We start from the raw sequence: 25,225 nt of genomic DNA on the forward strand, positions 1-25,225 counted from the left end.
GGGAGAATCCCCAATCTGACGGCGTCTTGGATTTCAACAGCCTAGAGCCCGCGCGTCCTTCCGACGCGCGGGCTCCAATGCCTTGATTAGCAAGTGATAGTGATCCAACCGACTTTTGCGGTCGTGGGCAGATCTAAACCGCCGACGAAATCAGCGGCCATCCGGCGTGCGCAGGCCGATCCACTTGTCCTTGACGGCATTGTAGTGCTCTTCGGGCCGATATTTCGTCACCGGAAGGGCGAGACGCTCTGTCGACAGGCGGCCGATCGCCGAGAGGATGGCATAGCTGGCCACCACCACATCGCGCTCGGAACTGGCCTGGTTGATCTTGGCGGTGATGACGGTCGCCTGCGCATTGAGGACGTCGAGCGTGGTGCGCTGGCCGACATTGCGTTCCTCGATGACGCCGTTAAGCGCCAGTTGCGCGGCGTCGATCACTTGCCGGTTGGCAGCGACGGTCTGCTGGGCGGCGATGTATTGCGTCCAGGCCGAGGCGACGGCCTGGCGCACCTGATCGCGGTTGACGTCAACCTCGATCCGGGCCTGGCTGAGCGATTCCTTGTTCTGGCGCACAATGGCCGATGTGCGGCCACCTGAATAGATCGGTATGGTCAGCGTTGCGCCGACACTGGCCGAATTGGTCGTGCCATCCTGCGTGGCGAAGGCGCCAGGCACGGTGTTGCGATATGCGCTTGAAACACCGGCGGAAGCGGAAAGCTGTGGCAGCAACGCGCCTTCGGCCGATTTCACCGAAAATGCCGCGGCGTCGACCAGATGCTGGGTAGCAAGGATGGCCGGATGCTCGTTCGCCGCAATCCCGATCGCGGCATCAAGGCTCCGGGGCAAGAGCTTCGACACTGGTGAAGCACCCCTAAGCTTGCCGGGCTCGTCGCCAATGATCTGGTGATAGGTCGCGGCACTTGCCAGCACCTGTGCGCGGGCGGCGGCCAGTTGTGCCACGGCCGAGGCGCGTGAGGCGTCGGCCTGCGCCACGTCGGTGCGGGTGCCCTCGCCGACCTCGAAGCGCGAGCGCGCCGCGCGTGCCTGCTCGGTCAGGAACTGCAGATTCTGTTCGGTCAGCACCGCGATCTGGCGATCGCGAATGACGTCCATATAGGCGCTTGCCGCGTTGAACAGGATGTTCTCTTCGGTGTTGCGCAGGGTCTCGACCGAGGCACGGACCTGGGCTTCGGCTCCGGCGACATTGTTCCTGGTCTGAAAGCCGTCGAACAGGGTTTGGTCGATCTGGATGCCGAAGTTGCCCGTGGTCAAGGCCACGCTTCGGTTAGAGCCGTTGAGGTGACTGCTGGAGTAATCGATGCTCGCGGAACCGTTGATGGTCGGACGCCAGCCGGATTTGGCAATGGCGACGCTCTCGTCGGTGACGCGGACGCCGGCGCGGGCCGAATTCAGTTGCGAATTGTTCTGATAGGCCTTTGAAAGCGCGCCGGTGATGGTTTCCGCCGAGGCGGCCAGCGGAGAAAGCGCGGTCGCTGAAACGAGGACGGCGGCAAAAAGGCTCTTTCGTACAGACGGCACGTTATATTCCCTCATTCGTTTTGCACGGGAACCGCGCAACGCAAGCCTCTCTTTGTGATCAGCCGGCGCCGCGTTTGTATCGTTCCCCCGCTGAAAGCCCCCAGAATGCCCGGTTGCGCGATCAACAACGATTGTTCAAACGCAAGCGATCATGACAACGCCTTTGCTGCAAGGCAAAACCACTCAGAATTCAAACGCATGGATGCGTTCAAATCCGGGTAGTGGCTTTATTGCCGCATTAAATGCGCGTCTTCCCGTTACAATGCCCCCGGTTTTAAAAAATAATCGGGCCACGCCCGAATTTCCCTGACCTTCGACCGCGACAAGACGTCCGCCTTCCGCAAGCTGGTCAAGCAGCGGCGCCGGCACCTTGCCGACACTGCCGCCGATAAGGATGACGTCGTATGGCGCCGCTGCGGCATGGCCTTCCAGCAGCGGTCCTTTGATCACGGTGACATTGTCGCAGCCCAGCGTCGAAAGCGTCGACATGGCGGTCTCGGCCAGCGTCGAATCGCTTTCCAGCGCAACGACGGACTTTGCCAGCCGCGACAGGATCGCCGACGCATAGCCGGTGCCGCAGCCGACATCGAGCGCCGAATCAGTCGGAACGATCTCGGCCAGTTGCAGCAGCTTTGCCAGCGGCGAAGGTTCCATGAGATAGCGAGGGCCGTCCGCTCCATCGGCAATGCGGATGTCCTCGTCGATATAGGCAAGAGCGCTCTGCCCGGGGGCGACAAAGGCCTCGCGCGGCACGGAAAGCATGGCATCTATGAGTGGCGCGCTGGTCACGTCGGTGGTGCGGATCTGGCCATCGACCATCTTCACCCGGCGTTCGGCAAAATCAGCGCTCATCATCCAACCAATCCATTTGCCGCGCCAGGAAGCGCCGCTCATTTCGACAGGAACCCTGGCCCCTGGCGCTGGCGCGCGAGAGCTTGGGCGCCTGGAGGCCTCGCCCGGAATCGAACCGGGGTGCAAGGATTTGCAGTCCTCTGCGTAACCACTCCGCCACGAGGCCTCATTGCTCCCGGCGTTCCACCGGGTTTCAATAGGTTGCGGCGAAAATGCCGTCAAGCGGCCATGGTGCATTCCGGACGGTTTCCCCTGGGCCATCGTGCCCCTGTCTCAATATGCCATGTCTCGTCGATACGCATATTACGATTAGTATATTAGACAATTGTTAAACACCAAATATGGCGAAGGGAAGCCCTGAACCTGAACCTCGCGTCGGGTGGGCAGCAGGCTTCACCACGCTCAAGGAGATTTGCCACGACTGGGAGCAACGCTCAGCGCACCAGCCGTGATGAATCGAGCCAGCTTCTTCAGAGGCTTGCTGGCTTGCCATTTCGGCGCGAGCTTCTCACTTCGAGCGCCGCCGTCGCTCCCACCAGACGACGAACCGGCGTCGGTGGCGGCGTACCAGGGCAAACTCGTAGGAGAGCACCAGCAATCCGATCGGAACCATCCAGAAACCCAGGATGGGCAGAAAGCCGAGAATGCCGCCGAAGATCAGGACGGCCCCGATCGCGATCCTGCGGCCACGTGAACGCGGCATTTTGAACTCGCGGCCAAAGACCGATATTTTCCGCGCCTGCACCTGATTGTCGCTTGTTGCGCTCATGTCTGGTTGATGATCCGCTCGGACGAAATAAAGACACCAGCAGACGAAAGCCGCAACCGCCTTTTCGGTTCCGCGTTCCCGCCGGACGGCTCATATGAGGATGCAAATGCGCGATTGCGAGAAATCGCCGCCCGAAAAAGCATCGAAAAAATACGAAATGCTTCTTTGCAAAGCCGAAACGGGTTTGCTATAGGCTGCGCCACTCACATGAGAGCCTCTGTTCCCCGGTAGCTCAGTGGTAGAGCAACCGGCTGTTAACCGGTTGGTCGCTGGTTCGAATCCGGCCCGGGGAGCCATTTTGCTTGTCTAGCGCATTGTTTTCATTAGATTTTATAAAACACGCAGACTGCCATCCCCTCTTTTTCTCCCCGCTTTTGAGGCTAACAACAAAAAGCCCGCGCGAGGCGGGCCTTGTTTCCGGACGTGGGTCCACAGGCCCCGAACCTCCTACCCCTCGGCCTTGAAATTCTTCGCCTCCTGCTTGCCCTTTTCCTTGCCGAGCTTCTCGGCCAGGTCCTTGGCTTGCTTTGGCGAAACGTCCGTAGTCTCGGCAATATGCATGGCCTCCTTGTCCGAGAGGCGATTGTCCTTCTTGCCTTGTTTGGTGGCCATGTCCGATTCTCCTGATTGATATCGCGACAATAACGGCGTCAGACCTTGGCCGTTCCGGTCAGTTAGAAAAACCCCGCCGAAGCGGGGAACCTCCCCTCTGTGAGACAGTTGAAAGCTAGTGACGGCGGAGCATCAACGCTTCCCTCAAGGCGAATGTAGGACCCCCCAGTTCTTTTCCGCCGTCACGCCCTCTTCATTCAAAGCCCGCGCGAGGCGGGCTTTGTCGTTTGTGGTGCGGAACGGTCAGGCCAAGCCGGATTGGTGAGCCAGACAAATGGCCTTGGCAGCGTCATCGATCGGCTTGATGCTGTCCGCCAGGATCATCCTGTCTCTGTTCGGATCCACTAGGGCGAATGACCGCACACCGTACAGCTCACCTAGTCGCCCCGCCCTCTGTCTCGTCATAACCAGCGATGGCATCGGCTGGTCGCGGTGAGTGATCCAACTGCCGATTTCGAATTGCCAGGTTTCGGTGCCCTGCGTATCCATATCTACGCTCCTTCAGTGGATTAATTTACACTTGAGATGCTACACTAATTTCTTGCGCAAATCAATGTACTCATAGTACATATACTAATGTACTCTATAGTAATTGCTCGTATCTGCCCAATAGCGATCATAGTTACCGTGACTAACTGGGCGATAGTGTTGCGCTTAAGGTCCGTTAAGCCGCCCATAGTCGGTCGTTAGCGTACCGAGATGGTCCAATGGCAACGGGCGATACGGCACGCCAATGAGTGGGATTAGAAGCTGCCGACGGTCGCCGGCGGGCCGGGTGCGCGGTTGATGAAATGAGCGAAGTTGAAGATAGGGAAGCGCCTCGTGCTCCTCAAATATTCCTCTCGAAGGTATGAGCCACGAACGGATCTGGCGCCGTTAGCTCAAATCCTTTTGCTGCCATAAAGGTCAGCACGATAGCCACAGCTATCGATGCAATCACGGTTGCGGCATGGGCTAGACTTCTCACGATCTTCACTCAACAAAGCGGCTCGATATTCAAGCAAAAATCTCTCGGACAGTAGGTCCGCCCCATAAGGTCGGGATGCTCGTGGATTGTTGCAACTAACCCTTAGTATTAGGCGCGCAGTAGCCCCCCCTACGCGATCGCACCATTCTTCAGAATTTTAGTCCGCACTAATTTTCGTAGGTGGCAGGCGATGCCAGTCGCAGCCACGGCCAGCGCGAACCTCAGGCAATTGCCCAACCGGCATCGCGCTGGCCTCATGACGTAGCGTAAAGACTCAGCTACACAAGCGCCGCGGCGGGAAACCCAAAACCGCCTGGCCGACGCTTTCAGACGACATCCCACAGACTCGGCGTCGGTCATTTTTTCGCTCAAGGCTTCTTCAGCAGGTGCGCTTCCCGAACCAGCGATGACCAATTGTGCGGCCCAAGGAAGCCGACAAGCTCGATGGCTTGCCCCTCGGTAATGCCGGTCTCTTTGACCAATCGCCGAACAACGAAGTCGTTAGCGTCATTGGATGCTTTGTCCCGCTCGTCAGTCATCTGCAATCCCCTTTGGGTGACGTAACGGTACCAGGCAGGCATAGTTCCGGTCGGGGGAAATGACTCGCTATTCACGTGCGGAAGCGTACAGTTCCTAGGTCGCTCGGTCTTCAACGGCAACGAGCGCTTGAAAGAGTCGATCACGCTTTCGCCCAAAAGGGAGTACGCGAGATGGCCTTTCGTGGCACGGCTGACGAAATACAGTTGGCAACACTCACCAGAATTCTAGACGATTATTGCGAACAATCCGGCATTGAGGGCTCTCACCCGGCGCGGGAGCATTTAGCCCGCCGCCTGATCGCCCTTTTCAGCGGCGGCATCGACAATCCTGGCGACATCAGGATGGCTTTGGACAGCATCGCAAAGGATTGGCGCGGCGCGTCCCCAGCCCAGCCGTAGTGTCACCCATATTGGCGCCACGGCGAGTAGGCGCCTAAGGCCAAACTGCGTTCAGCTTTTTTGGGAGAGACAAATGTCACTTCATGCTACTTCGCCCTGAGGATTATTTCCCTGAGGAAGGAGAAGGAGACGAAAGCCCGCCACCGTGAGGCAGCGGGCCAATCCTGTAAATTTACAGCTTTTTCTTTTAGTAGGTGTCCGGCTGCTCCCGCTCGGTGTCGGCATTAGTCTGGCCGAAAAAGGTCCCGGAAGCCGCCATCAATTATAGCCAGTTAAAAAACCACGGACTGGTTTCATACCCTAAGCGCGGATTATGCGGATTAGGCGGACTATAATGATCCAGGAAGTTTGCGCCCCCATTTGATGGTCGCGCAACAACGGTGCGTGTCGATTTACAATCCGGTTTCCGGGTCGGCTTGCTGCCAGCCTTCATATGAGCTGCAGAACACGAGGTTCTAGCCTGAGCGGTGGCCACCTTTTTCTTCTCTTTCGCAACAGCTGCTCCGGTGGCGGCCAATACCATTGCTACGCCAAAGACAACGAGTTTCATTGACACGCCCTCCCCCTGCACAATCCGAAAATGATTGCGCCTGGCTAACGTTACGTCAACGACATTTTGTCCGCAACAACGGCGAATAGTGCCAGTAAAAAGAGCCCGCCACCGTTTGGCAGCGGGCTGGGTCTGCCAATTGGCGGAGGCTCAATGACGGCCCTTCGGCGCTTCCAGAAACTCAAGGAACGCGTTGGCTACTTCCGTGCCGCTGGCGTCGGTGCGGGCGGTGTCGCAGCTCCGCACGATGGCGGCGGCGATCTGGAGCATGTCAGCCCTGCTCCCAACGATCCTCGCGACCACGATGTTTTCTGGACTGTTGTCCATGGTCGAGCGCTGAGCAACAAACAGGGTGAGCCGGAGATTGTCGCCCATGCATGCAGTCGGCCGGTTACGCGATCCTGCAAGGCGTGTACGATCTTGTAGGGACTACGAGCCGGTCAAGCATCGATCCATGCAGGAGCGCGCCGCCAGGGGCGGGTTTAGTTAGCTTCGGTCACTTGAGCTGCTTGGTCTGGAATCAGAACCACCCGGTAGGTCACGCCCTCGCACTTGAGCAGGTAGACGGTGTGATTGGGGGCGGACTCCGCTTCGATACGCTCAGCCGAGCTTGGATTGTCGCAAGGAAAAGCCTGGCTTCGGACCTGGTCGCCAACGATCCTTACGTCAGCGGTCTGGTCTTGGGCTGTGGCGGTCGCAATAGAACCTCCGAGACTAACCGATAAGAGAACGGGCATGGCGAGGGATCGAATCCACAACGATCTTGGACCGCTATTCATTGCGCTCTCCTTGGCACGCGGCACGCAGTTCGCGAAGCGCCGCTGCTCCGTGCCCCCAAACTGTTTCAAAAGGCGGCGAAAGCCTAAACTGGTGCACTGCAGCCGAGACCGCTCTTCGTCTATCAGGCGGTTCGTCTTCCATCCTCATGGCGCAATTCGTGTTTCCAGCGACCGCAGTAGCCTATCGCATGGAGGCGGTAGCGGAAAGTAAGTTACGTGGGTGACGGGGTATTTGCTGAACATCCCGCAGCGAGCGCGGTCGGCATGAACGCCCATAAAAGGCGCACAAGGCAGGTTACACGGCGTTCGGCAAGGCAATACACAGATACCACGACAGAGCCAGCCGGACTGAGGAAAGGGCGCTGCTGGCTGTATGCGGCTATCCTGCGGTCAGGGAGGGTGATCGCCGGGCCAAGGCCGGATATCTTCTGAAGATCGGAGGCGCGCGGTGAGCACGATCTGGCAGAGCATATGCAGGCTCTTCTCCGTTCGACGATGTGGAAAGGATAGGACCGGCTTCCGCGCCAGGTAACTTGGACGCCCGCGCCTTAACTCGGCGTCCATGTTTGAGAGGTTCGCGTTAAACAGCGCTAACGAGAACAAACGCTGATTTGGTGGGCGATCATTATGATCGCCGCCCGGTCACTCGCAGTCTACTGTGCCGGCTATGGAACGAGCAGGGAGCGCCAGGAGCGGTTGTTAACGCGATCAAGGTCGAGCGGCAGTAGCCGACCCCTTGCGGACACTCACTCAATATTGGCACATGGCCGAAGTAGCGCATTTTGCGGACGCTCCGAGTTGCCCTAATACGCGGCTTTGGAAAGCTAGTATCAGTCAGTGACCAGCCAAGCATCTTGATTCAATTCTCCGATTCGTCCTCGATGGTATTGCGCAAGATCAGTGACGTTGCCTTGTGCAACCTTGAGGGCGTCAAAGCCTTTTCTTCGTCACTGCGTCTGGCGTCGCCGCAATGGTAAAAACCGCACGGCACAAGTGATCTTATAGGATACGTATCGCCGGCCCTTTCCAGAAGCATCATGAGGCCCCATGGGTCTTCACCTGTGAAGGGCAGCGCCAATTTTCAACACTATCCACCCGTTGCCGATCTTTACATGGTCAGGTTGCATCGTCCTCAGGACGATTGCTGCCGTCCGGACTACAGTTGCCCACGTAAGTTACACCCCCGCGACTTGCCCTATGGAGTATGGGCTGCCTTATTCTACGCCAGCAACCGTTGGCTAGCACTCACGACCGCGGGGCCCCGGGGTCGAGCGTTGAATTTAATATCTGCGTAGCATGGCAAGCACCGGGCGTTCGGTGACGCCCGACATTATTCCGCACCGACTTGAGGGGGCAAATGGATATTCGATCTACTACTCGGGTTCTGCTAGTTGCAGCCTTCGTGTTTCCGGCGTTGTTGTTCAGTGGAGCAGCGTCGGCCCAGGACGACACGCAGGAACTCGCCAAGAAGCTGTCGAACCCGATCGCCTCGCTGATCAGCGTGCCGTTCCAGTTCAACTATGACAGCGGCTACGGCCCGAACGACGGCGAGAAGGCCTATGTCAACATCCAGCCGGTCATCCCCGTCTCGCTGAATGCCGACTGGAACATGATCTCGCGCACCATCCTGCCCGTGATCTGGCAAAACGACGTAGCCGGCCCGTCGGGCGAGCAATCCGGCCTCGGCGACATAACCCAGAGCCTGTTCTTCTCGCCGTCAAAACCGACCGAATCGGGCATCGTCTGGGGCGTCGGACCGGTGTTCCTGGTTCCGACCGCCACAGACGACTTGCTCGGCGGCGGCAAATGGGGCGCAGGTCCGACCGCCGTCGTGCTGAAGCAGAGCCATGGATGGACGGTCGGGATGCTGGCCAACCACATCTGGTCCTTCGCTGGCGACAGCGACCGCAACGACATCAGTTCGACCTTCCTGCAGCCCTTCGTTTCCTACACGACGAAGGACGCCTGGACTTTCACTCTCAACACCGAGAGCAGCTACAATTGGGAGGCGGAGACATGGTCGGTTCCAATCAACTTCCAGATCGCGAAGCTGGTCGTCGTCGACAAGCAGCCAATCAGCCTCTTCGCCGGTGTTCGCTATTGGGCTGAAAGCCCCGACAGCGGCCCTGACGGGTTTGGTTTTCGCACCGGGATCACGTTGCTGTTTCCGAAAAAGTGAGAAGACCGGCGCCGCCTGCCGGCGCGAACCTTATGAAACACACGAATTCGATAACTCATCGAATGACAAAGGAGTACGGCAAATGTTGACAAAGCGAGATTTACTTCGCTCAGCCGCGGCGATTGCCGCTGGCGCCGCGATTGCGAAGCCAAGCCTGCTGATGGCGCAGAGCTACCCCGGCATCATCGAGGCCAAGGACATCGCCGAGGAAGGGTTCATCTACGGCCTGCCACTCGTCATGTTTTACGCGGTTATGCAAGAGTTCGTGGTCGACAAGAACTCGGGGCAGTTCAAGGCGCCGTTCAACGAAATCAACAGCATGCACCACGTCGCCACCCCCGAAGACACGGCAGTTATCACGCCGAACAGCGACACCCCTTACTCGTTCCTCTGGCTGGACTTGCGCGCTGAACCAATGGTTGTCTCGGTGCCTACGGTCGGAAAGGATCGTTATTACGCGGTTCAGTTGATTGACGGCAACACCTACAATTTCGGCTATATCGGCACCCGCGCCACGGGGACCGAGCCGGGTGACTATCTGGTGGTCGGCCCCGACTGGAAAGGTGAAACGCCCGCCGGGATCAAGAAGGTCTTCCAATCGACCACACCGTTCCCGCTCGCGCTTATCCGCACGCAGCTCTTCAACCCCGACGACATGCCGAACGTCGAGAAAATCCAGGCAGGCTACAAGGCGCAGCCGCTTTCCGCTTTCCTGAAACAACCCGCCCCGCCCGCAGCGCCGAATATCGAGTTCCTCCCTGCCACCACTGCCGGTATCAAGGATAACTTCTTCCAATATCTCGACGCAGCCCTGCAATTTGTCCCTGAGACGCCAAGGGACAAGGCTGTTCGCGCGAAACTTGCGAAGATCGGCATCGGCCCCGGCAAGACCTTCGATTTCAAGGAACTATCGCTCGAACACAAAGCCGAAATCCTGGTAGCCATGAAGCAGGGTGACGACAAGGTCGACAAATGGCTGGCCAGCGGAAACAAAGTCATCAACGGCTGGAACGTCGGCTCGTTCTTTGGCGACGAGGCCTTCTACAACGGCGATTGGCTGATGCGCGCCGGGGCGGCAAAGGGCGGTCTCCTGGGCAACGATGCCGTGGAAGCCATGTACCCCTATACCAGGACGGATGCGACCGGCGCGACACTCGACGGCAGCAAGTATAATTACACCATCACCTTCGCACCGGGCCAACTGCCGCCGGTGAATGCGTTCTGGTCCGTTACGATGTACGACGGCAAGAGCCAGTTCCTGATCAAGAACCCGATCAATCGCTACCTCATCAACTCTCCGATGTTGCCGGGGATGAAGAAGGCGGCGGACGGTTCGCTGACGCTGTATCTCCAAAAAGACAGCCCCGGTGCGGACAAGGAAGCAAACTGGCTTCCGGCGCCGGCCGACACGATTTATCTGGTGATGCGGCTGTACTGGCCGAAGACAGAAACGCCTTCGATCCTGCCGGCCGGCGAAGGCAGCTGGCAGCCACCCGGTATCGTTGCGGCGAAATAGCGGTTTGTGCGGCGGCGGCCTGAGGGCTCGTCGCGATTGGCGAGGCACTCATTCGGCCGACGGTCTTGTACCAGGCCTTCGAGCCGCGACTAGTCAGGACCTAGGGAGCCAAACAGAGGACGACCTATGAAACCGATCCACAGCAGGCTTCACCGACTGACGATGGGCCTTGCGGCATCGACTTTCCTCGCCGGCGCGATTGCAGCAAGCGCCCAAAGGAAGGTATCTCATCCTGCCGCCCGGCTACGAGGGTAACGTGCCCGACGGTGGCTACTTTGTGGCCCGCGCCCGCACCAATTTCGTTGTGTAGTTCGCTCGCGCGTTCATGGAGAACAACGATCCGAAGCCGGTGGTCGAACAGATCAAGAAACACTCAAGGTCTATCCGCACCAGGCCGGCGGTTACGGCACGCCTGTTGCCGAATTCCTTGCTGGTAAAACCAAACTCGGGCCGATCACTCCGCCGCCGCCGACTGTGTTCCACGAAGGCACGGGTGTGGTGATGAACATCATCCCGCCCAACGACTACTCCTATTACGAGTGACTCAACGAAATCGTGCAACAGGAGCCTGCAACGGCCCTCGACACCGAGTTGATGGGCCCGATCGCCGCCATCGGCATCGTCAAAGGCAAACCGTTCGCGCCGGATCCCGGATGAAGAAGATACTCACCGAAGCCGTCGCCCTGGCCAACGCTACCTCGCGCACCAGGCGCCAAGCCCCATCCGCCCACCGGGTACCGCTTGCTGGATTCGCGAACAGCTTTTTTCTACGGCGTCACCGGCAACACGCCCGGGATGGCCATGCGTGTGCCCGGCATCGGCTCGCAGTATCTGTGGACATTGGTCGACGCAGACAAGCAGCCCTTCGACGGCGCCAAGACCTACAAGGTGACACTGCCGAAGGATATTCCGTAGGCAAACTTCTGGTCTTTCATTGCCTACGACAATCAGACGCGCTCCATGCTCGATACGCCGCAGCGCTGTCCACGCGCGGGCAGTCAGAGCTATCCGTCACCAGCCGCGGAAGCAGCCGCCGATGGCACGACGACAGTCTGGTTCTCGCCGGAACAACCTGAAGGCGTCGCTCGGTGCAATTCGAGCGGATGGTGCTCCATCCGCTCGATCGATCTTCGGGCGAAGGCTCAATGGCTGCGGTAAGCGATTGCCGCTCAAAATCGGCACAATCTGGACGTACCGGATTGCTGGCCTCGACTGCCTTCTTGCTGATCCAGGCGTCGGCACATTCTCAAGAGCAGCAAGCATATTTCGGTGAGACGAACGTCCAATGCGGTCGACCAGGGTCCGCAATATAGCATCCAGTTCAGCCACTGGAAGACCGGTTCTGATGTTCCCGCGGACGACTTTCGCCTTCAAGGCCCCGGCCGATGCCAAGTAGATCGACCTCAAGGATCTCGTCGATATCGATAAACTACCAGCACAGTTCTTGCCGCTTCCCGGCTTTGGCGGTCTTGTGTCGCCCGCCGAAGCTCGAACCGAGCGGGCCGCTCACGCGTTCAGCGTGGCTGGCGTAGCGCGGCGCACGGTACGGCGCCGCGCGGTCAGTAGGTACTAGGCAGAAGCGCGGGTGGGCGGAATTCTGGCGTGGGCTCGCCTCGCCCTTGCGGGACGACTGCAATTCAGCCTGTAGCACACAGTTAGTTACGTTCCGTCCGGTCAAGTAATGGGCCAACGTTCATTGGGAATGCGCCAACCGGCGCCGTGATCTAGCGACTGCGGTGGGGCGAAGTTTTTGAACGACATCAGCCAAGAGATGGAGTGACGCATGACCAATAGACTGAGCGTTCTTAGCGGGACGGTCCTGATTGCTGTTCTTGTCCAAACCGGGGTCGGGCAGACGCAAACCATCAGCTATGCCGACGCCGCAACATTGCTTGCCAAGGAGTGCGGCGCCGACGTCAAGAAATTCTGCAAAGGCCTCAATCTCGGCAATGGGCGAATCCAGAACTGCCTTGCGCAGCATCAGGCTAAGGTCTCACCGGCCTGCACCTCGACCATGGCCGGCGTGATCGCCTCGATCCAGCAACGGCTGGCGGCGCAGGAAAGCGTCGACAAGATCTGTGCGCGTGATGCGGCCCGGGCGTGCAGAGGCGTGGTGCCGGGCAAGGCGCATATCCTTGGATGTCTCCTGAAGGCGACGCGTATCGTCGGCGCTAAATGCAGTCAGGCCATCACCGATGCTGGATGGCGGTGACCCATGTTGAGACCAGGAGAAAAGAAAGTGTCTATTCGTCGGTTTCGCAATACCTTGGCGCTGACCGTTCTACTGGCCGCCGCCGGCGACGCCGGGGCTCAGCAGTTGAGCGAACATCAACTCGTCAACACGTTAGGACAGGTCGCCGAAGCCGCATCAGCCGTCGACGTGGCGATGCTTGCGCAAGAATTGGCTGCCAATCAGGGCAAGGGGATTGCCAGTCTGCCCCACTGGAGCCAACTGGCGACCCTCCCGCAGTTCTTTGTCGAGATCAACTTCGAGAACAGCTCCGTCGCAATCGAACCCGGGTCTTATAGGACGCTTGGCTTGATCGCGGACGCGCTCCATCATCCGCTGCTGCTCCGCTACAAATTTCTCGTCGTTGGGCACACCAATGCCACCGGCGATGCCAAGCGCAACCTTGACCTCAGTGCACGGCGCGCTGAAGCCATTGCGGAAGCGCTGGGGACGACCTTTTCGGTGGCACCGAATCGCTTGTTCTCAATCGGAGTGGGATCAGAGATGCCGGTCGACCCCGCCAATCCGAAGGCAGCGGACAACCGTCGGGTTCAATTGCTCAATATTGGGTTGGTCAAGTAGCTTCGCGGGGGATCTGGAGGTGCTGTGCAGCTACTCTCGTTCATACTGGGCGTTGGCGTCCAGTGTAGTGACATCAGGTCCGCCAAAGGCGGCTAACATCTGAGGAGATTTGCCATGACATTCAATCACACCGCACGTCTGATGCTCTTTGTCGGAGGCCTGGGGCTGGCAACCACCGGAGCCGTCGCCCAGGATACAACCAAGAAGCCGCATGTCCCGCTCGAGAAGACCATCGGCGCGGTTACTCCGACCGGTCCGATACCGTCCCTGGCGGTCCTCAATGCGCAGGGCGCCACGCTCGAAGGCGGCAAGCTTGTCCTGACGGGCGTTTCGAAAACCTCGATCGTCTTTGCAGATCGTCCCGTGCGCGCCGCAGGTCATGTTGCGACCGAGCAATTCATTATGCAGTGGGATGAGGGCAAGGATAACTTCGCGATTGACCCCCCGAACGCGACCGTCTCTGTTCTTGGGGGCGACGGCTCGGAGGTGAACGACGCCGTCGTTACGCTCAAAGCTCCGAAACTTGAGGGAAACACACTAACGTTCGACGTTGCCGTTCTGGAAGGCAGTCTCGACAGCGCGAGCGGTCCGGCAGCTCTTTTCATTGATGCGTTTGCGTTTCGTGGACCGCGCGGCGGTGGATTCGCCCATGTGGGCGGCTACGGCGGCATCTATCACGGCGGCGGCGCTTACTGGCATGCTCCTGTCTATCACGGCGCCTGGTATGGTGCTGGCGCTGTCGCAGGGGCCGCAGTTGCCGGGGCCGCTCTTGGCGCTGCCGTCGGTGCCGCCGCCGCCCCATACGCATATCCGCCCTATTGCGGATATTATCCTTACGCGCCGTGCTATTGAGGGCGAGCGCGCAGCCGAACCGTCGCGCAACACCGCCGACATGGCATCTGGTTCGTCTCGCGGGTTGCCGGATTCATCGAATTACGGAGAATGCAAGTTTCTGGTTCGACACACGTAAAGGGCCGGGTGTGCGCCTTCTAAGTCAGGCCGACGACATGCAACCAACCTCCAATCGCGGACAGGAGGCGGAGCCTGATGCACCCGGCTAGCACTCCCGATCGCGCTGCCGCACTGGCAACTACGGCCAAATCCCCACGAGAGTGCTTCCTTCAAGCAGTCGAACTCGCCTAGAAAGCCAACTCGATGGACGAAGGATCAGCTCCCAAGCCGGTTTTGGAAATTGTTTTCGGCACGTTGATAATGATTGTCATCATTTTCGTCCACGGCGCGGGAATTCGGACAATCAATCAGCGCTTCAGCGAGGCTTGGGTTCATGTGAATGACACCACGGCATATTGGCGCCTCAACCTGTTGCTCGCCGTCACCATCGGGTCTCTGGCAGCCTTGCATTTCACCGAAACGCTCCTCTGGGCCATCCCTATATTTTTGGCCGGATTAATCCCGTCAATGCGTGACAGCTACTACTACGTCCTGGAGAGCTATACGACGCTCGGCGAGGGCAGCATTAGTTTGCCTGATCGATGGCGTTTGGTCGGACCGATCATAGCGATGTCGGGGTTGTTCACATTCGGTTGGACGGGGAGCGTTCTGGTAAGCATCATGACCGATTTCGGCAAACTCGACAAAGTGCGGGCCAAGGATCTGAGGGATCGCGGGCCTCCTGAAGGGACTGACCCAGAACCATGACTACAAGTCAGTGGGCGCAGCGCCGCCCTCTCCGTGACTGGCAGCGTAGGAATTGGCGAGGTGCTGCCGCACCACCGCAGCCCGCAGCAAAATAGAGGATAGAATGCCGATGTGGCGTCGAACCAAAACACGTACTGCCAACACGGTCGTACTAGGTCTGGCCATCATCTATTTGCTCCTCGCCTATTTCGTCGTCCCGGAAATCTGGGTGTTTCGAGATGCCTCACGGGTATCGGACTTCGGCAGCATGCTCACGCATACCGAGCAGGATATCCCGGGCGATCCGATCAACGTCGGGCTCGTCGGAACAAAGGAAGAGGTCATTCGTGCATTCGTGGCAGCTGACTGGGACCCTGCCGACCCCATCACGCTTCGTTCTTCCATCGATATCGGTCTCAGCGTCGTGCTCCACCGACCCGATCTGGATGCTCCTGTCAGCGCGTTGCTTTTTGAGGGAAGGAAGCAAGACCTGGCTTTCGAAAAACCGGTCGGAGACAGCGCGGACCAGCGCAATCATGTCCGTTTCTGGCTAACCAAGAAATTGGGCAGTGATGGCCGTCCGCTTTGGCTGGGTTCGGCCAGTTTCGATCGCGGCGTCGGACTTAGCCATGACACCGGCCAAATCACCCACCACATAGGCTCCGATGTCGACGCGGAACGCGATCTGGTCATCAGCGACCTGACGGCAGCCGGACAGCTTTCCTCCAGTTACGAGATTTCCGGAAGAGGCGCCACCAAAGACGGCCGCAACGGCGGTGGGGATCCTTATTATACGGACGGGAAGGCTCTTGTTGGTATGCTGAAAGGACGTTCTCCTATTTAGACTCGATCGGATTGAGGTCCGGCGAGTAGGGCGGAAGACAGCGTAGGCATGCGCCGGCCGCCTCGATGATCTCGCGAGCTTGCGCATTTAGGGCGGCATCATCCGGCGCCGCGGAAGGACCGATACAGTGGCAAGGCGCGTAGGGAAAGAATTATGACGGTGGTCTGCCATTACCTTGACGGTGATCGACTGATCTGCTTGGCCGACTCGCGAATAGTTGGCGATGAGCGTCAAATCTTTTCGGACAATGTTTCCAAGATAATGATTCTTCCCGTCGTGGTAACGCGATGGGGGAACAATATGCGGCCGGCGGTCGCGACTCAGCTACGTTTTGGTTTTACCTATGCCGGTTCCACGTTGCTCGCATTTTCCGCATATGCGGCTCTCGCATCGGCCTGTCAAACGTTGGCGAGCACCAACCCAAGGGGCCCACCATCTCTGGAGGAGATCATTGAGAAGCGGACATGGCGTCATGCCAAGTTCCTGCACGGATGCATGACGCCATTGTCGTGTTACTTCCGCCCTTCCCCTGCTTCCGGTAGGTTCAAGGCATCGCCGGTGGCGGCCTCGACCTTGTCGAATAGCGACAGGCTAGGCATGCGCCCAACGCGCCTACTCGGACATTGAGCGAACTGTACGTTCTAGCGGCGGAGATCATCGGGGCGCCGCCGCGCGTTGCGGTTCTTCCTGCCGCCCTGGCGCGGGTCGGGGTGTTCAATTGACCGGGATCAATGATCGCCGCGGCAAGGCATGGCTCTTGTTCTCCATTTACTGACACAGGTGGGCGATGAACAGGCGGAGCTTGATGGTGGGTGCTGGCGCCACGTTTGTGGTAGCTAGTGCTGGTGCGGTGGCCTGGAAGGCCTCGGTCGGCTCGGCGGCCGAGTATCAAGCCTACACCGCTCGCCTTCGAAGCGACCTGACTCTGCCTGACATCGGCAATGTCGTGCGCTACGCCAGTCTCGCCGCCAACAGCCACAATACGCAGCCTTGGTACTTCCGCGCGAAGGATCGTGTGATCGAAATCCTGCCGGATTTGTCGAGAAGAACGCCTGCGGTCGATCCTGATGACCACCACCTGTTCGTCAGCCTCGGCTGCGCGGCGGCAAATCTCGCTATTGCGGCCGCCTCGTCGGGGCGCCTCGGTGAAATCGCCGTCGCGCCGGACGGCAGCATCCGCTACGAGTTTGTCACTGGCCAAGCGAGACAGGAGCCGCTGCTCCCCGCCATTGCGAAGCGCCAGTCGACCCGCAGCGAATATGACCGCCGCTCCGTTTCGACCGCCGACCTGGCGTTGCTCGAACGAGCCGCCGCCATTCCGGGCGTCAAGCTGATCCTCGTCGTAGATCGCGCGAGGATCGGCAGGGTACGCGACCTGGTTGTGGCCGGCAACGACGAACAGATGGCCGATCCCGCCTTCATGGCCGAACTCAAGCATTGGCTTCGTTTCAACCCCCGCAGCGCCATGGCTTCGGGCGATGGCCTCTTCTCGGCCGCAACCGGCAACCCCTCGATACCCACGGCCTTGGGAAGGCTCGCATTCGACAACCTCTTCGATGCAAGATCTGAAGGGGAGAAATACGCGCGTCACATCGACTCCTCCGCTGGAATCGCGGTCTTCGTTGGCGATCGGGAGGATCGAGAGCATTGGATCAGGGTGGGGCAAGCATGCCAGCGCTTCGCGCTCATGGGGACAAGTCTCGGGCTAAAGCTTGCGTTCATCAACCAGCCCGCCGAGGTCACCCGTCTGCGTCCTGAAATGGCAGGATTGGTTGGCGAAACAAGGCGGCCCGACATAATTATGCGCTTTGGCTACGCACCAACCCTGCCCTATTCGCCCCGACGGCCGGTCAACATGGTTTTGGCGTAAGGAAAGCCAAAATCAATGGAACGACTGAGCTAACAAAAAGCGCCTGCCTACCGGCTCTGACCATCGAGCGTTCCGCCATGCCTTGGCTATCACGCCGCCCCGAGTGCGTCTCGCCAGCGAAACGCGATTGCTCGCGTTCGGGCAGATGTGAACTGGATTTGCTTGGTGATCCGGCATCCATAGGGCAAACTCCCTGGCGGGCTTCAGGAGGAGAGATGAAATCACGCACCGCCACGGTCGGCGATCTGGAAGACGTTTTTCGTGATCTGTCGAAGCGCATGTCCGACGAGTATGTCGCGGCCGGCAAGGATCCCAAGATCGCGTACGACAATCTGATGATGAACCTCAAGGAAGGTCGCGCCCACGCACTTGTTCAGGATGACAAGACCGTCGCGATCATCGCCTGGCATGAGCATAGCGACGCCGCGGTTACATTGTTCGCCGCGCGCGAGGATTTCTTCAGCGCCGCGACCATCCGCTTCTGCAAGCGGCACATTCGCCAAATCCAGGCGCTTGCCGGCAACCTCCCCATTCACTCAACCAGTTGGCTCCGGAGACCTGACGTCGCAAAATGGTTTCGAATAATCGGCTATGTCGAGCGAGAGCCGGTGGGCGGCGCCAGCCTGTTCGAACTGCCGCCAGCATCGTCGCAAAGGTGGGTCGGCCAGGACGAGGCAGGCGAGGACGGAAACAATGTTTCGGCTCATCGACGCACCGGGTGATCCCAGGCATTTTCAACCTGGCGCAACCCGTGCGGGTGGAGCATGACTGGCTCCATCGGACATGTCCCCTGATGGACCGGGCTGCCACCTTCCGCGATCACGCAATACCCTGACCTGTGACATTTGCTACCTTCCTTTCCGTGCGGATTTGATTTCCGCCTGGCCGGCGCCCATCAGGCAACCTACCCCAACGCCCCCCACAGTGGCGCCGGCCACCTTCCCAGCATTGCGCCTTGACCGGCTGTTCAGGCCCCGTGATCTCCCGGCAACGGTGAGCGCTCGTCTCCAGCAGGGCGATTTCAAGCCGGGATTTATGTCCTCCTGAGAACAACCATCCATACTGAGCCAATTCATTGCGCCGCCTCAATCCCTTTGCCGGGAAGCGTCTGCTCGACCAGATTGACATAATAGCACAGCACGGTCGGCACGATCTCGTCGTTGAAGACGTAGCGATCGCCATGCAGCCCCTCGCCGGGGCCAACATCGCCGACGCCGATCCAGGCGTAGCAGCCGCCTGCCTCGCGAACCATGAAGGCGAAATCCTCGCAGCCGAGGCTCGGGCTGAACTCCGTCGAGACGTTGTCCCTGCCGACGGTGGCGGCAGCCGCCTCGACAGCGCGGGCCGTCGCAGCCGCGGTGTTGATGAGCGGCGGATAGCCCTTTTTGTAATCGAGCGTGGCGTTGAGCGAATGCGCCGTGGCAATGCCCCGCGCAATCTCGCCGATCAGCCGCTCGCAGTGATCGGAATGGCCGGGCTCGAAAAAGCGGCAGGTGCCTTGCAGCCAGACCTTGCCCGGCACGATGTTGCCGACATTGCCGCCATGGATCTGGGTGAGACTGACGACAAGCGCGCTTTGCGGATCGACCGAGCGGCTGACGATGCGCTGGACGGCCTGGACAAAGGCGCCGGCGGCGAGAATAGGATCGTCGCCGAGTTGCGGCATGGCGGCGTGCGCGCCGAGACCTTCGAAGGTCAGTTCGAAAGTGTCGACGGCCGCCATCTGCGGTCCGACGCGCGCCGCGATCGTCCCCAGCCTGACGCCCGGCCAATTGTGCACGGCATACATCGCCTCGACCGGGAAGCGCTTGAACAGGCCGTCCTCGATCATGCGCATGCTGCCGCCTTCGTTCTCCTCCGCCGGCTGGAAGACGAAGCAGACGGTGCCGTCGAAGGCACGCGATTGGCTGAGCAGCCTGGCGGCGCCGAGCAGCATGGCGGTGTGGCCGTCATGGCCGCAGGCATGCATCACGCCCGGATTCCTGGAGGCATGGGGCAAGTCGGTCCTCTCCACGACCGGAAGCGCGTCCAGCTCGGCGCGAAGACCGATGGCGCGTGCGCTGGTGCCGCTGCGCAAGACGCCGACAACCCCGGTGCCGCCGATCCCCTCATGCACCTCATCGAAGCCGAAGGCGCGCAGTTTGTCGGCGACGAAACGTGCCGTTTCGTGCTCTTGGAATCCGAGTTCTGGATTGGCATGGATATGGCGTCGCCATTCGATGACCTCTGGCGTCAGCGCGGCGATCGGGTCATTGTGCAGCACGATGTTCTCCCCATTGGCGGCAAAGGGCGTTCATGGTCCGCTCCTTGGCATCGCCCTGGAATAGAAGGCCGGACAAGGGGCGTCTTGAACCAGATTGACCGCAGCCGGGACGAAAGACGTGCACGCGACCGAAACCAGCAGATACTGGCGCCATCCATGCTTCCCCGACCTTGGCCTGTTCAAGGCGCGCTTCACGCGGCATCGATACGAGTTGCACACACACCCGACCTATGTGATTGCCCTGATCACAGCTGGCTGCGAGCGCATCCGCATCGGGCGCCGCAATGTCATCGCCCCCGCCGGCACCGTTGCCATCGTCAATCCCGAGGAGTGGCATGACGGAGAACAGGGCACGGATGAGGGCTGGGCCTACCGGACCTTTTATCCCACCGTACCGCTGATGACGGCGCTCGCCCGCGAGTTGGGCCGGGACCGCGCCCCGGTCTTTTCGCGCGAAATCATCGAAGACCATCATCTCGCCTCGGCGCTGGCGGCGGCGCATGAAGGCTCGACATCCCAGGACGCAACGAGAGCCGAGGCGTCCCTGCTCGCCGCGTTGGGGCGTCTCATCGTTCGGCACGGCGACTGGAACGGGCGGGTCGGGGAGGTCGAAAGCGCGGGATGGCGTCGACGATTCCCTGTCTACGAGGAACTGATCGAAAGCAGGCTTGGCTCGCCGCTCGACCTCCAGCGGCTTGCCGACGCCACGCGTGTCACCCGGTTCCAGGTGATACGGGATTTCAAGAAGACGATCGGGCTGACACCCGCGGCCTATATCCGCGACCGGAGATTACGCCGCGCTTGCCTCCTGATCGAAGAAGGGCTCGGCCTCGCCGATGCCGCCCTTGCGGCGGGTTTTGCCGACCAGAGCCATCTCACACGCTCCTTCCGCGCCGCGCACGGCATGTCGCCCGGCATGTTCCGCAGAGCCCGTTGAAGCATGGAGCCGAGGCGCGACATGCACAAGACACGACTCAAGGCACTTCGTTTTAAATCCCAACGCAAATCAAGATAGACAGCCACAAGCTTTGTTTTGTGCCGCGCGGGCTTCAGAGCTATTTCGCATCGTTGCGAATTTTCCCGGCGAGGCAGGAACCTAAGGCGTCGAGCAACGCGCTCCAACCGTGCTCCCGGCCTCGGAGACCATCGCTCGGCGGGATAATGCACATCTGCTCCGTATAGCGCAGGCGCGTTTGGCCATTCTCATCCGTGAACGTAATGGTCGCCAGAGAAACCGTGTGGATTCGACCGTTCACGGCCATGGAATAGGCCAGCACGATACGCTCGCCTTCGACGATCTCGAAATATCGCGTCTCGTTGACATGATCATCCGTCGCGTGGCGATAGGCGCCACGTTCGAATCCACCGGGGCGGAAATCCATTTCGAGCGCGGAATTTCCCAGCCACTCGGCCTTCTTCTCTCGAATGCTCCAAGCGGCCCAGACTTCAGCCTTGCGATTTGGGTACACGCGCTCGAGCGTAAAGCTGTCGTGGTATTGCGACCTGCTTTCCATCAATTGTTGCCTTTCACCAGGAAGTTCCCAAGATTATCCAAGCGATGCTCCCAAAGCCGGCGATGCCGCAGAGCCCACTCCTCGACCCAATGCAGCCCATCAGGGCTGAGTGTTACCGTTCGCACCCGGCCCTTCTTCTCGCTGCGAGCAAGACCTGCGTCCTCAAGAACTTTCAGGTGCTTGAGAAAGGATGGCCCGGCCATATCGAAAGGCTTTGCCAGCTCGGAAACAGAGGCCGGTCCTGTCACCAGCCGCTCCACCACGGCAAGCCTCGTCGGGTCCGAGAGCGCTCCGAAAATCGTTGGCAGTTGCGCATTAAAGTTAGCCATATGGCTATCTATCGCGGAACTTAGCGCAAGTCAATATAGAAAGCTAATTGGCTATGTTTTATGACTCGGGCGCCCACCCAGTCGCAGGCTTGGGATTAAGCCCCGGAAATCGTCCACACGCCATGGTGGCCACCCCGGTGCTTGCGCGCGGACGTCCCCTGCGCAATGGTATCACCAGGCTTGGGAGGAACCATGCGAAAGATTCTGACATCAATGACGCTGCTGGCGGCAGCGCTATTCGCAAACGCTGCTCAGGCGCTGGACAGCAGCGGAATGCCGGTGGTCGTAACGCCGCTTGCATCACGCACGGAGACAGCATCCGGCCAGCCGATAACGCTGCCGCAGAAGAACGTCCAGGTCCTGGTTTCGACTTACGACATTGCGGCGGGTGCAACCTTGCCGGTCCACAAGCACCCCTTCCCCCGCTACGCCTATGTCCAGGCCGGGACGCTTCAGGTCACCAATGTCGAGACCGGCAAGAGCAACACCTACAAGACTGGCGATTTCATCGTGGAGATGATCGGCCAATGGCACCAGGCCACCAATGTCGGGACCGATCCGGTCAAGCTGCTGGTGATCGACCAGGTCGAAGAGGGCACCAAGAACACGGTGTTGCGCCAGTAGGTAAGCATGCTCCTGACGCGGCCCACCTAGTGAAGCTGGTTATAGCTGCAGCGACAATTGGAGCGCCTTTAGCCAATGGTTCCGGCTTTCGCGGCAACTGAGCTGATGCTAGGGCTGCGCGATCTCTAACCATCAGTGGACCGCCCCGTGACCGACATCGAACGCCCTCGCCTGCCCTTGATCGAAATCTGCGTCGAAGGCATAGACGGGCTGCTCGCCGCACAGGCAGCCGGCGCCGACCGGGTCGAGCTGTGCGCCTCGCTGATCGAAGGCGGCATCACCCCAAGCCTCGGCACTGTCCGCGCGGCCCTCGAACTGGCGACGATCCCGTTCCATGTCATCGTGCGGCCGCGTGGTGGCGACTTCCTTTATAGCGACACTGAATATGGCTCGATGCTCGCCGATGCACGCGCGCTCCGCGAACTCGGCGTGGCCGGTGTCGTCGTCGGCTGTCTGAACGCCGACGGCACGATCGACGAAAAACGCATGAGCGAACTGGTGCGGGCGGCCGGGCCTTTGAACGTCACCTGCCATCGCGCCTTCGACATGACGCGCGATCCGGCCGAGGCGCTGGAAGCGCTGATCCGCTGCAAGGTCGGCCGGGTGCTGACCAGCGGCCAGCGCGATACGGCGCTGCAAGGAGCGGCGCTGCTGGCGGATCTCGTGCGGCAGGCCGGCGACCGCATCATCATTCTCGGCTGCGGCGCGCTTGATCCCGACAACATTGCCGAGGTGGCGGGAACAACCGGGCTGACAGAAATGCATTTCGCCGCACTCAAGGATGTGCCAAGCACCATGCGCTACCGAAATCCCCATGTCGGCATGGGCGGTGACGACCTCGATCGCGAGTATCGCACCACCGTCACCGACGGAGCGCTGGTGGCAGCGACGATCGCGGCGGTTCGGGCCTGATGACGAACACGCCCTCGCCGATCGTCAGGGTTGCGCCTGAGGACGAACCCGCCATCCTCGCCCTCAACAACGAGCACGCAGCCGAATTGTCATGGCTCGAAGCAGCGCGCCTGTCCTTCCTTCTCGGCGAGGCATTCTATGCGCGCCGCATCGGCGCGCTCGAAGCCTTCATCATGACCTTCGACCAGGACGCCAACTACGACAGCCCAAATTTCCTGTGGTTCCGCGAGCGCTACAAGCGCTTCGTCTATGTTGACCGTGTCGTCGTCGCTGGCCACGCGCGCGGCCGAGGACACGCCCGCCGGCTGTATGAGGATCTGTTCGACCAGGTTGCGCGTGCCGGCCAGACCATCGTCACTTGCGAGGTCAATGCCGAGCCGCCCAATCCCGCCTCGGACGCCTTTCACGCGGCACTTGGCTTTGTCGAGGTCGGCGACGCGGTGATCCACGGCGGCAAGAAGGCCGTGCGCTACTACGAGCGAAAGATAACGATCTGATCAGCCCTACCAATTGCGATTCAGCCAGCCCCGCGCCGGCTTTTCGACGATGTAGTAGCTGCACAGCGCGCAGGCGAACACGCCGGCCAGCATGGGCAATGGCGCACTGCCCTGCGAATAGACGAATTTGTAGAAGGGCTGCTGCCACAGATAGAGCGAATACGACCACAGCCCGAGCATCGCCATCGGTCGGGAGGACAAGAACCCTGTCAGGTAACGAGCGCTGAAGTCGAGCGAATTGACCGCAAGCGCCAGCAGTGGCACGGCGACAAGATAGTGGATCGGCGTCGGCACCGGATCAATGAACAGAAGGACCGCCGCAGCGGATGCCACAAGGGCGACATGCGGACCCCTGAACAAGGATGCAAAAAGGGACCGCAAGGCCCCTAATGCATCAGGATATGGCTGACGTCAGGCGTTGGCGGCGGCCACCGCGCGCTTGGCCATCACCGCGATCAGATTGGCGCGGTAGTCGGCCGAGGCGTGGATGTCGCTCATCAAATTCTTCGCCGGCACTTTCATGCCGTCCAGCACAGAGGCCGCAAAATTCTTGGCCAGTGCCGCCTCGATCTCCTTCGAGCGGAAGACGCCGTCGTCGCCGGCCCCGGTGACGGCAGCCCTGACGCCATCCTTGCCCTTGGCCACGAACACGCCGACGATCGCATAGCGCGAGGCGGGGTTGCGGAACTTTTCATAGGCAGCCTTGGCAGGCGCGGTGAAGGTCACCGCCGTGATGATCTCGCCGTCCTTCAGTGCCGTCTCGAACAGGCCTTTGAAGAACTTGTCGGCGGCGATCTCACGCTTGTTGGTGACGATGGTGCCGTCGAGCGCCAGCAGCGCTGCCGGATAGTCGGCCGCCGGATCGTTGTTGGCGATCGAACCGCCGATCGTGCCCTTGTGGCGCACCGCCGGGTCGCCGATCAGCGACGCCAGATGGGCAAGCGCCGGACAGGCCTTTTTCAGCTTCTCGTCGCTGGCGACTTCATAATGCGTGGTTCCACCGCCGATGGTGATGGTCTTGCCCGACACCTTGACGCCTTGCAGCTCCTTGATCCGCGACAGGTCGACAAGATCGGAGGGGGCGGCCAGCCGCGTCTTCATCGCGGGGATCAGCGTCATGCCGCCCGATAACAGCTTCGCATCGCCGTTCTTGACCAGCTTGGCGGCATCGGTGACCGAGGCGGCACGGTGATAATTGACCGAATACATGGTTATTCCTCC

31 protein-coding genes and 2 tRNA genes are annotated in these 25,225 nt (G+C 60.1%); 19 read left to right on the forward strand and 14 right to left on the reverse strand.

What is annotated here, in order from left to right:
• Nucleotides 1-150: 150 nt before the first annotated feature.
• The 4 genes from C9427_RS05400 to C9427_RS05415 form a co-directional block, all read right to left on the reverse strand.
• Nucleotides 151-1,539, reverse strand: coding sequence for a TolC family outer membrane protein (locus tag C9427_RS05400; protein WP_107648206.1), 1,389 nt, complete (start codon nt 1,537-1,539; stop codon nt 151-153).
• Nucleotides 1,540-1,722: 183 nt separating this feature from the next.
• Nucleotides 1,723-2,391 (reverse strand): protein-L-isoaspartate O-methyltransferase family protein, encoded by a 669-nt coding sequence (locus C9427_RS05405; RefSeq protein ID WP_107648207.1) that lies wholly within the window; start codon nt 2,389-2,391, stop codon nt 1,723-1,725.
• 92 nt (nt 2,392-2,483) lie between these two features.
• Nucleotides 2,484-2,557: transfer RNA gene (locus C9427_RS05410), tRNA-Cys, on the reverse strand.
• A gap of 342 nt (nt 2,558-2,899) precedes the next feature.
• Nucleotides 2,900-3,160 (reverse strand): hypothetical protein, encoded by a 261-nt coding sequence (locus C9427_RS05415; protein ID WP_107648138.1) that lies wholly within the window; start codon nt 3,158-3,160, stop codon nt 2,900-2,902.
• Nucleotides 3,161-3,381: 221 nt separating this feature from the next.
• On the opposite strand from C9427_RS05415, the gene C9427_RS05420 reads away from it, so the two are divergent.
• Nucleotides 3,382-3,456, forward strand: a tRNA-Asn gene (locus tag C9427_RS05420).
• A 151-nt stretch (nt 3,457-3,607) separates the two neighbouring features.
• On the opposite strand, the gene C9427_RS34015 is transcribed toward C9427_RS05420, so the two are convergent.
• From C9427_RS34015 to C9427_RS34020, 3 genes are all read right to left on the reverse strand, one after another.
• Entirely contained in the window at nt 3,608-3,772 is a 165-nt protein-coding gene (locus tag C9427_RS34015) for a hypothetical protein (RefSeq protein WP_167434253.1), read from the reverse strand.
• Between the two features lie 243 nt (nt 3,773-4,015).
• A complete protein-coding gene (locus C9427_RS05425; RefSeq protein ID WP_107648139.1) occupies nt 4,016-4,261 on the reverse strand; it encodes a hypothetical protein in 246 nt (81 codons plus the stop codon).
• Between the two features lie 846 nt (nt 4,262-5,107).
• Nucleotides 5,108-5,278: a hypothetical protein gene (locus C9427_RS34020; protein ID WP_167434254.1), complete on the reverse strand. Its 171-nt coding sequence runs from the start codon at nt 5,276-5,278 to the stop codon at nt 5,108-5,110.
• A gap of 171 nt (nt 5,279-5,449) precedes the next feature.
• Between C9427_RS34020 and C9427_RS05435 the strand changes: the two genes are divergently transcribed.
• Nucleotides 5,450-5,677, forward strand: coding sequence for a hypothetical protein (locus C9427_RS05435; RefSeq protein WP_107648141.1), 228 nt, complete (start codon nt 5,450-5,452; stop codon nt 5,675-5,677).
• Between the two features lie 262 nt (nt 5,678-5,939).
• On the opposite strand, the gene C9427_RS33755 is transcribed toward C9427_RS05435, so the two are convergent.
• Together C9427_RS33755 and C9427_RS05440 are read right to left on the reverse strand one after the other, a co-directional pair.
• Entirely contained in the window at nt 5,940-6,227 is a 288-nt protein-coding gene (locus C9427_RS33755) for a hypothetical protein (protein ID WP_146172506.1), read from the reverse strand.
• 150 nt (nt 6,228-6,377) lie between these two features.
• The gene (locus C9427_RS05440) at nt 6,378-6,602 is read right to left on the reverse strand and encodes a hypothetical protein (protein ID WP_107648142.1); all 225 of its coding nucleotides are present in this window, start codon (nt 6,600-6,602) and stop codon (nt 6,378-6,380) included.
• A 1,761-nt stretch (nt 6,603-8,363) separates the two neighbouring features.
• Here C9427_RS05440 and C9427_RS05455 point away from each other — a divergent pair.
• The 13 genes from C9427_RS05455 (at nt 8,364) to C9427_RS05510 (ending at nt 18,587) form a co-directional block, all read left to right on the forward strand.
• On the forward strand, nt 8,364-9,185 hold the full coding sequence (locus C9427_RS05455) for a hypothetical protein (protein ID WP_107648144.1): 822 nt from the start codon (nt 8,364-8,366) through the stop codon (nt 9,183-9,185).
• An 82-nt stretch (nt 9,186-9,267) separates the two neighbouring features.
• On the forward strand, nt 9,268-10,701 hold the full coding sequence (locus C9427_RS05460; protein ID WP_107648145.1) for a DUF1254 domain-containing protein: 1,434 nt from the start codon (nt 9,268-9,270) through the stop codon (nt 10,699-10,701).
• Between the two features lie 199 nt (nt 10,702-10,900).
• On the forward strand, nt 10,901-11,011 hold the full coding sequence (locus C9427_RS34665; protein WP_245436989.1) for a DUF1254 domain-containing protein: 111 nt from the start codon (nt 10,901-10,903) through the stop codon (nt 11,009-11,011).
• A gap of 431 nt (nt 11,012-11,442) precedes the next feature.
• Nucleotides 11,443-11,616, forward strand: coding sequence for a hypothetical protein (locus tag C9427_RS34670; RefSeq protein ID WP_167434255.1), 174 nt, complete (start codon nt 11,443-11,445; stop codon nt 11,614-11,616).
• A gap of 45 nt (nt 11,617-11,661) precedes the next feature.
• Entirely contained in the window at nt 11,662-11,859 is a 198-nt protein-coding gene (locus tag C9427_RS34675) for a hypothetical protein (RefSeq protein ID WP_107648147.1), read from the forward strand.
• Nucleotides 11,860-11,970: 111 nt separating this feature from the next.
• A complete protein-coding gene (locus C9427_RS05475) occupies nt 11,971-12,129 on the forward strand; it encodes a DUF2092 domain-containing protein (RefSeq protein WP_245436982.1) in 159 nt (52 codons plus the stop codon).
• A 355-nt stretch (nt 12,130-12,484) separates the two neighbouring features.
• The gene (locus C9427_RS05480; protein WP_107648148.1) at nt 12,485-12,913 is read left to right on the forward strand and encodes a hypothetical protein; all 429 of its coding nucleotides are present in this window, start codon (nt 12,485-12,487) and stop codon (nt 12,911-12,913) included.
• Between the two features lie 33 nt (nt 12,914-12,946).
• Nucleotides 12,947-13,513, forward strand: coding sequence for an OmpA family protein (locus tag C9427_RS05485; RefSeq protein WP_425351632.1), 567 nt, complete (start codon nt 12,947-12,949; stop codon nt 13,511-13,513).
• Nucleotides 13,514-13,627: 114 nt separating this feature from the next.
• Nucleotides 13,628-14,365 carry a hypothetical protein gene (locus C9427_RS05490; RefSeq protein ID WP_107648150.1) on the forward strand — a complete coding sequence of 246 codons (738 nt, stop codon included), beginning with the start codon at nt 13,628-13,630 and terminating at the stop codon, nt 14,363-14,365.
• A gap of 303 nt (nt 14,366-14,668) precedes the next feature.
• Nucleotides 14,669-15,172, forward strand: coding sequence for an ion channel (locus C9427_RS05495; protein ID WP_107648151.1), 504 nt, complete (start codon nt 14,669-14,671; stop codon nt 15,170-15,172).
• Nucleotides 15,173-15,281: 109 nt separating this feature from the next.
• Nucleotides 15,282-15,995, forward strand: a complete 714-nt coding sequence (locus tag C9427_RS05500) for an LssY C-terminal domain-containing protein (protein WP_107648152.1) — start codon at nt 15,282-15,284, stop codon at nt 15,993-15,995.
• Between the two features lie 805 nt (nt 15,996-16,800).
• Nucleotides 16,801-17,865, forward strand: a complete 1,065-nt coding sequence (locus tag C9427_RS05505; protein ID WP_342587234.1) for an Acg family FMN-binding oxidoreductase — start codon at nt 16,801-16,803, stop codon at nt 17,863-17,865.
• Between the two features lie 215 nt (nt 17,866-18,080).
• Nucleotides 18,081-18,587: a hypothetical protein gene (locus tag C9427_RS05510; RefSeq protein WP_107648154.1), complete on the forward strand. Its 507-nt coding sequence runs from the start codon at nt 18,081-18,083 to the stop codon at nt 18,585-18,587.
• A 350-nt stretch (nt 18,588-18,937) separates the two neighbouring features.
• On the opposite strand, the gene C9427_RS05515 is transcribed toward C9427_RS05510, so the two are convergent.
• On the reverse strand, nt 18,938-20,128 hold the full coding sequence (locus tag C9427_RS05515; RefSeq protein WP_107648155.1) for an amidohydrolase: 1,191 nt from the start codon (nt 20,126-20,128) through the stop codon (nt 18,938-18,940).
• A 118-nt stretch (nt 20,129-20,246) separates the two neighbouring features.
• Here C9427_RS05515 and C9427_RS05520 point away from each other — a divergent pair, with 118 nt between their 5' ends.
• Nucleotides 20,247-21,065 carry an AraC family transcriptional regulator gene (locus C9427_RS05520; RefSeq protein WP_107648156.1) on the forward strand — a complete coding sequence of 273 codons (819 nt, stop codon included), beginning with the start codon at nt 20,247-20,249 and terminating at the stop codon, nt 21,063-21,065.
• Between the two features lie 118 nt (nt 21,066-21,183).
• Here C9427_RS05520 and C9427_RS05525 read toward each other — a convergent pair whose 3' ends face one another.
• Both C9427_RS05525 and C9427_RS05530 read right to left on the reverse strand, forming a co-directional pair.
• On the reverse strand, nt 21,184-21,642 hold the full coding sequence (locus tag C9427_RS05525; protein ID WP_107648157.1) for an SRPBCC domain-containing protein: 459 nt from the start codon (nt 21,640-21,642) through the stop codon (nt 21,184-21,186).
• Entirely contained in the window at nt 21,642-21,971 is a 330-nt protein-coding gene (locus tag C9427_RS05530; protein ID WP_107648158.1) for an ArsR/SmtB family transcription factor, read from the reverse strand. The genes C9427_RS05525 and C9427_RS05530 overlap by 1 nt, the downstream gene beginning before the upstream one ends.
• Nucleotides 21,972-22,163: 192 nt before the next feature.
• Here C9427_RS05530 and C9427_RS05535 point away from each other — a divergent pair, with 192 nt between their 5' ends.
• From C9427_RS05535 to C9427_RS05545, 3 genes are all read left to right on the forward strand, one after another.
• The gene (locus C9427_RS05535) at nt 22,164-22,595 is read left to right on the forward strand and encodes a cupin domain-containing protein (RefSeq protein ID WP_107648159.1); all 432 of its coding nucleotides are present in this window, start codon (nt 22,164-22,166) and stop codon (nt 22,593-22,595) included.
• Nucleotides 22,596-22,730: 135 nt separating this feature from the next.
• Complete coding sequence (locus tag C9427_RS05540) at nt 22,731-23,507, forward strand: copper homeostasis protein CutC (RefSeq protein ID WP_107648160.1); 777 nt, start codon at nt 22,731-22,733, stop codon at nt 23,505-23,507.
• On the forward strand, nt 23,507-24,004 hold the full coding sequence (locus tag C9427_RS05545; RefSeq protein ID WP_107648161.1) for a GNAT family N-acetyltransferase: 498 nt from the start codon (nt 23,507-23,509) through the stop codon (nt 24,002-24,004). Before C9427_RS05540 ends, C9427_RS05545 begins: the two co-directional genes overlap by 1 nt.
• 6 nt (nt 24,005-24,010) lie before the next feature.
• Here C9427_RS05545 and C9427_RS05550 read toward each other — a convergent pair whose 3' ends face one another.
• Both C9427_RS05550 and C9427_RS05555 read right to left on the reverse strand, forming a co-directional pair.
• Nucleotides 24,011-24,337, reverse strand: coding sequence for an acyltransferase family protein (locus C9427_RS05550; RefSeq protein ID WP_245436984.1), 327 nt, complete (start codon nt 24,335-24,337; stop codon nt 24,011-24,013).
• A 78-nt stretch (nt 24,338-24,415) separates the two neighbouring features.
• On the reverse strand, nt 24,416-25,213 hold the full coding sequence (locus C9427_RS05555) for an FAD binding domain-containing protein (protein ID WP_107648162.1): 798 nt from the start codon (nt 25,211-25,213) through the stop codon (nt 24,416-24,418).
• Nucleotides 25,214-25,225 lie beyond the last annotated feature (12 nt).

This window comes from Mesorhizobium helmanticense, assembly GCF_003034915.1.
In the GTDB taxonomy this organism is placed as follows: domain Bacteria; phylum Pseudomonadota; class Alphaproteobacteria; order Rhizobiales; family Rhizobiaceae; genus Mesorhizobium; species Mesorhizobium helmanticense.

What these genes read in the sequence shown, in the direction of transcription:
- C9427_RS05405 (WP_107648207.1), bottom strand. Translation starts at nt 2,391, where the DNA reads ATGAGCGCTGATTTTGCCGAACGCCGGGTGAAGATGGTCGATGGCCAG.
- C9427_RS05415 (WP_107648138.1), bottom strand. Translation starts at nt 3,160, where the DNA reads ATGAGCGCAACAAGCGACAATCAGGTGCAGGCGCGGAAAATATCGGTC.
- C9427_RS34015 (WP_167434253.1), bottom strand. Translation starts at nt 3,772, where the DNA reads ATGGCCACCAAACAAGGCAAGAAGGACAATCGCCTCTCGGACAAGGAG.
- C9427_RS05425 (WP_107648139.1), bottom strand. Translation starts at nt 4,261, where the DNA reads ATGGATACGCAGGGCACCGAAACCTGGCAATTCGAAATCGGCAGTTGG.
- C9427_RS34020 (WP_167434254.1), bottom strand. Translation starts at nt 5,278, where the DNA reads ATGACTGACGAGCGGGACAAAGCATCCAATGACGCTAACGACTTCGTT.
- C9427_RS05435 (WP_107648141.1), top strand. Translation starts at nt 5,450, where the DNA reads ATGGCCTTTCGTGGCACGGCTGACGAAATACAGTTGGCAACACTCACC.
- C9427_RS33755 (WP_146172506.1), bottom strand. Translation starts at nt 6,227, where the DNA reads ATGAAACTCGTTGTCTTTGGCGTAGCAATGGTATTGGCCGCCACCGGA.
- C9427_RS05440 (WP_107648142.1), bottom strand. Translation starts at nt 6,602, where the DNA reads ATGGGCGACAATCTCCGGCTCACCCTGTTTGTTGCTCAGCGCTCGACC.
- C9427_RS05455 (WP_107648144.1), top strand. Translation starts at nt 8,364, where the DNA reads ATGGATATTCGATCTACTACTCGGGTTCTGCTAGTTGCAGCCTTCGTG.
- C9427_RS05460 (WP_107648145.1), top strand. Translation starts at nt 9,268, where the DNA reads ATGTTGACAAAGCGAGATTTACTTCGCTCAGCCGCGGCGATTGCCGCT.
- C9427_RS34675 (WP_107648147.1), top strand. Translation starts at nt 11,662, where the DNA reads ATGCTCGATACGCCGCAGCGCTGTCCACGCGCGGGCAGTCAGAGCTAT.
- C9427_RS05480 (WP_107648148.1), top strand. Translation starts at nt 12,485, where the DNA reads ATGACCAATAGACTGAGCGTTCTTAGCGGGACGGTCCTGATTGCTGTT.
- C9427_RS05490 (WP_107648150.1), top strand. Translation starts at nt 13,628, where the DNA reads ATGACATTCAATCACACCGCACGTCTGATGCTCTTTGTCGGAGGCCTG.
- C9427_RS05495 (WP_107648151.1), top strand. Translation starts at nt 14,669, where the DNA reads ATGGACGAAGGATCAGCTCCCAAGCCGGTTTTGGAAATTGTTTTCGGC.
- C9427_RS05500 (WP_107648152.1), top strand. Translation starts at nt 15,282, where the DNA reads ATGTGGCGTCGAACCAAAACACGTACTGCCAACACGGTCGTACTAGGT.
- C9427_RS05505 (WP_342587234.1), top strand. Translation starts at nt 16,801, where the DNA reads ATGGTGGGTGCTGGCGCCACGTTTGTGGTAGCTAGTGCTGGTGCGGTG.
- C9427_RS05510 (WP_107648154.1), top strand. Translation starts at nt 18,081, where the DNA reads ATGAAATCACGCACCGCCACGGTCGGCGATCTGGAAGACGTTTTTCGT.
- C9427_RS05525 (WP_107648157.1), bottom strand. Translation starts at nt 21,642, where the DNA reads ATGGAAAGCAGGTCGCAATACCACGACAGCTTTACGCTCGAGCGCGTG.
- C9427_RS05530 (WP_107648158.1), bottom strand. Translation starts at nt 21,971, where the DNA reads ATGGCTAACTTTAATGCGCAACTGCCAACGATTTTCGGAGCGCTCTCG.
- C9427_RS05535 (WP_107648159.1), top strand. Translation starts at nt 22,164, where the DNA reads ATGCGAAAGATTCTGACATCAATGACGCTGCTGGCGGCAGCGCTATTC.
- C9427_RS05545 (WP_107648161.1), top strand. Translation starts at nt 23,507, where the DNA reads ATGACGAACACGCCCTCGCCGATCGTCAGGGTTGCGCCTGAGGACGAA.
- C9427_RS05555 (WP_107648162.1), bottom strand. Translation starts at nt 25,213, where the DNA reads ATGTATTCGGTCAATTATCACCGTGCCGCCTCGGTCACCGATGCCGCC.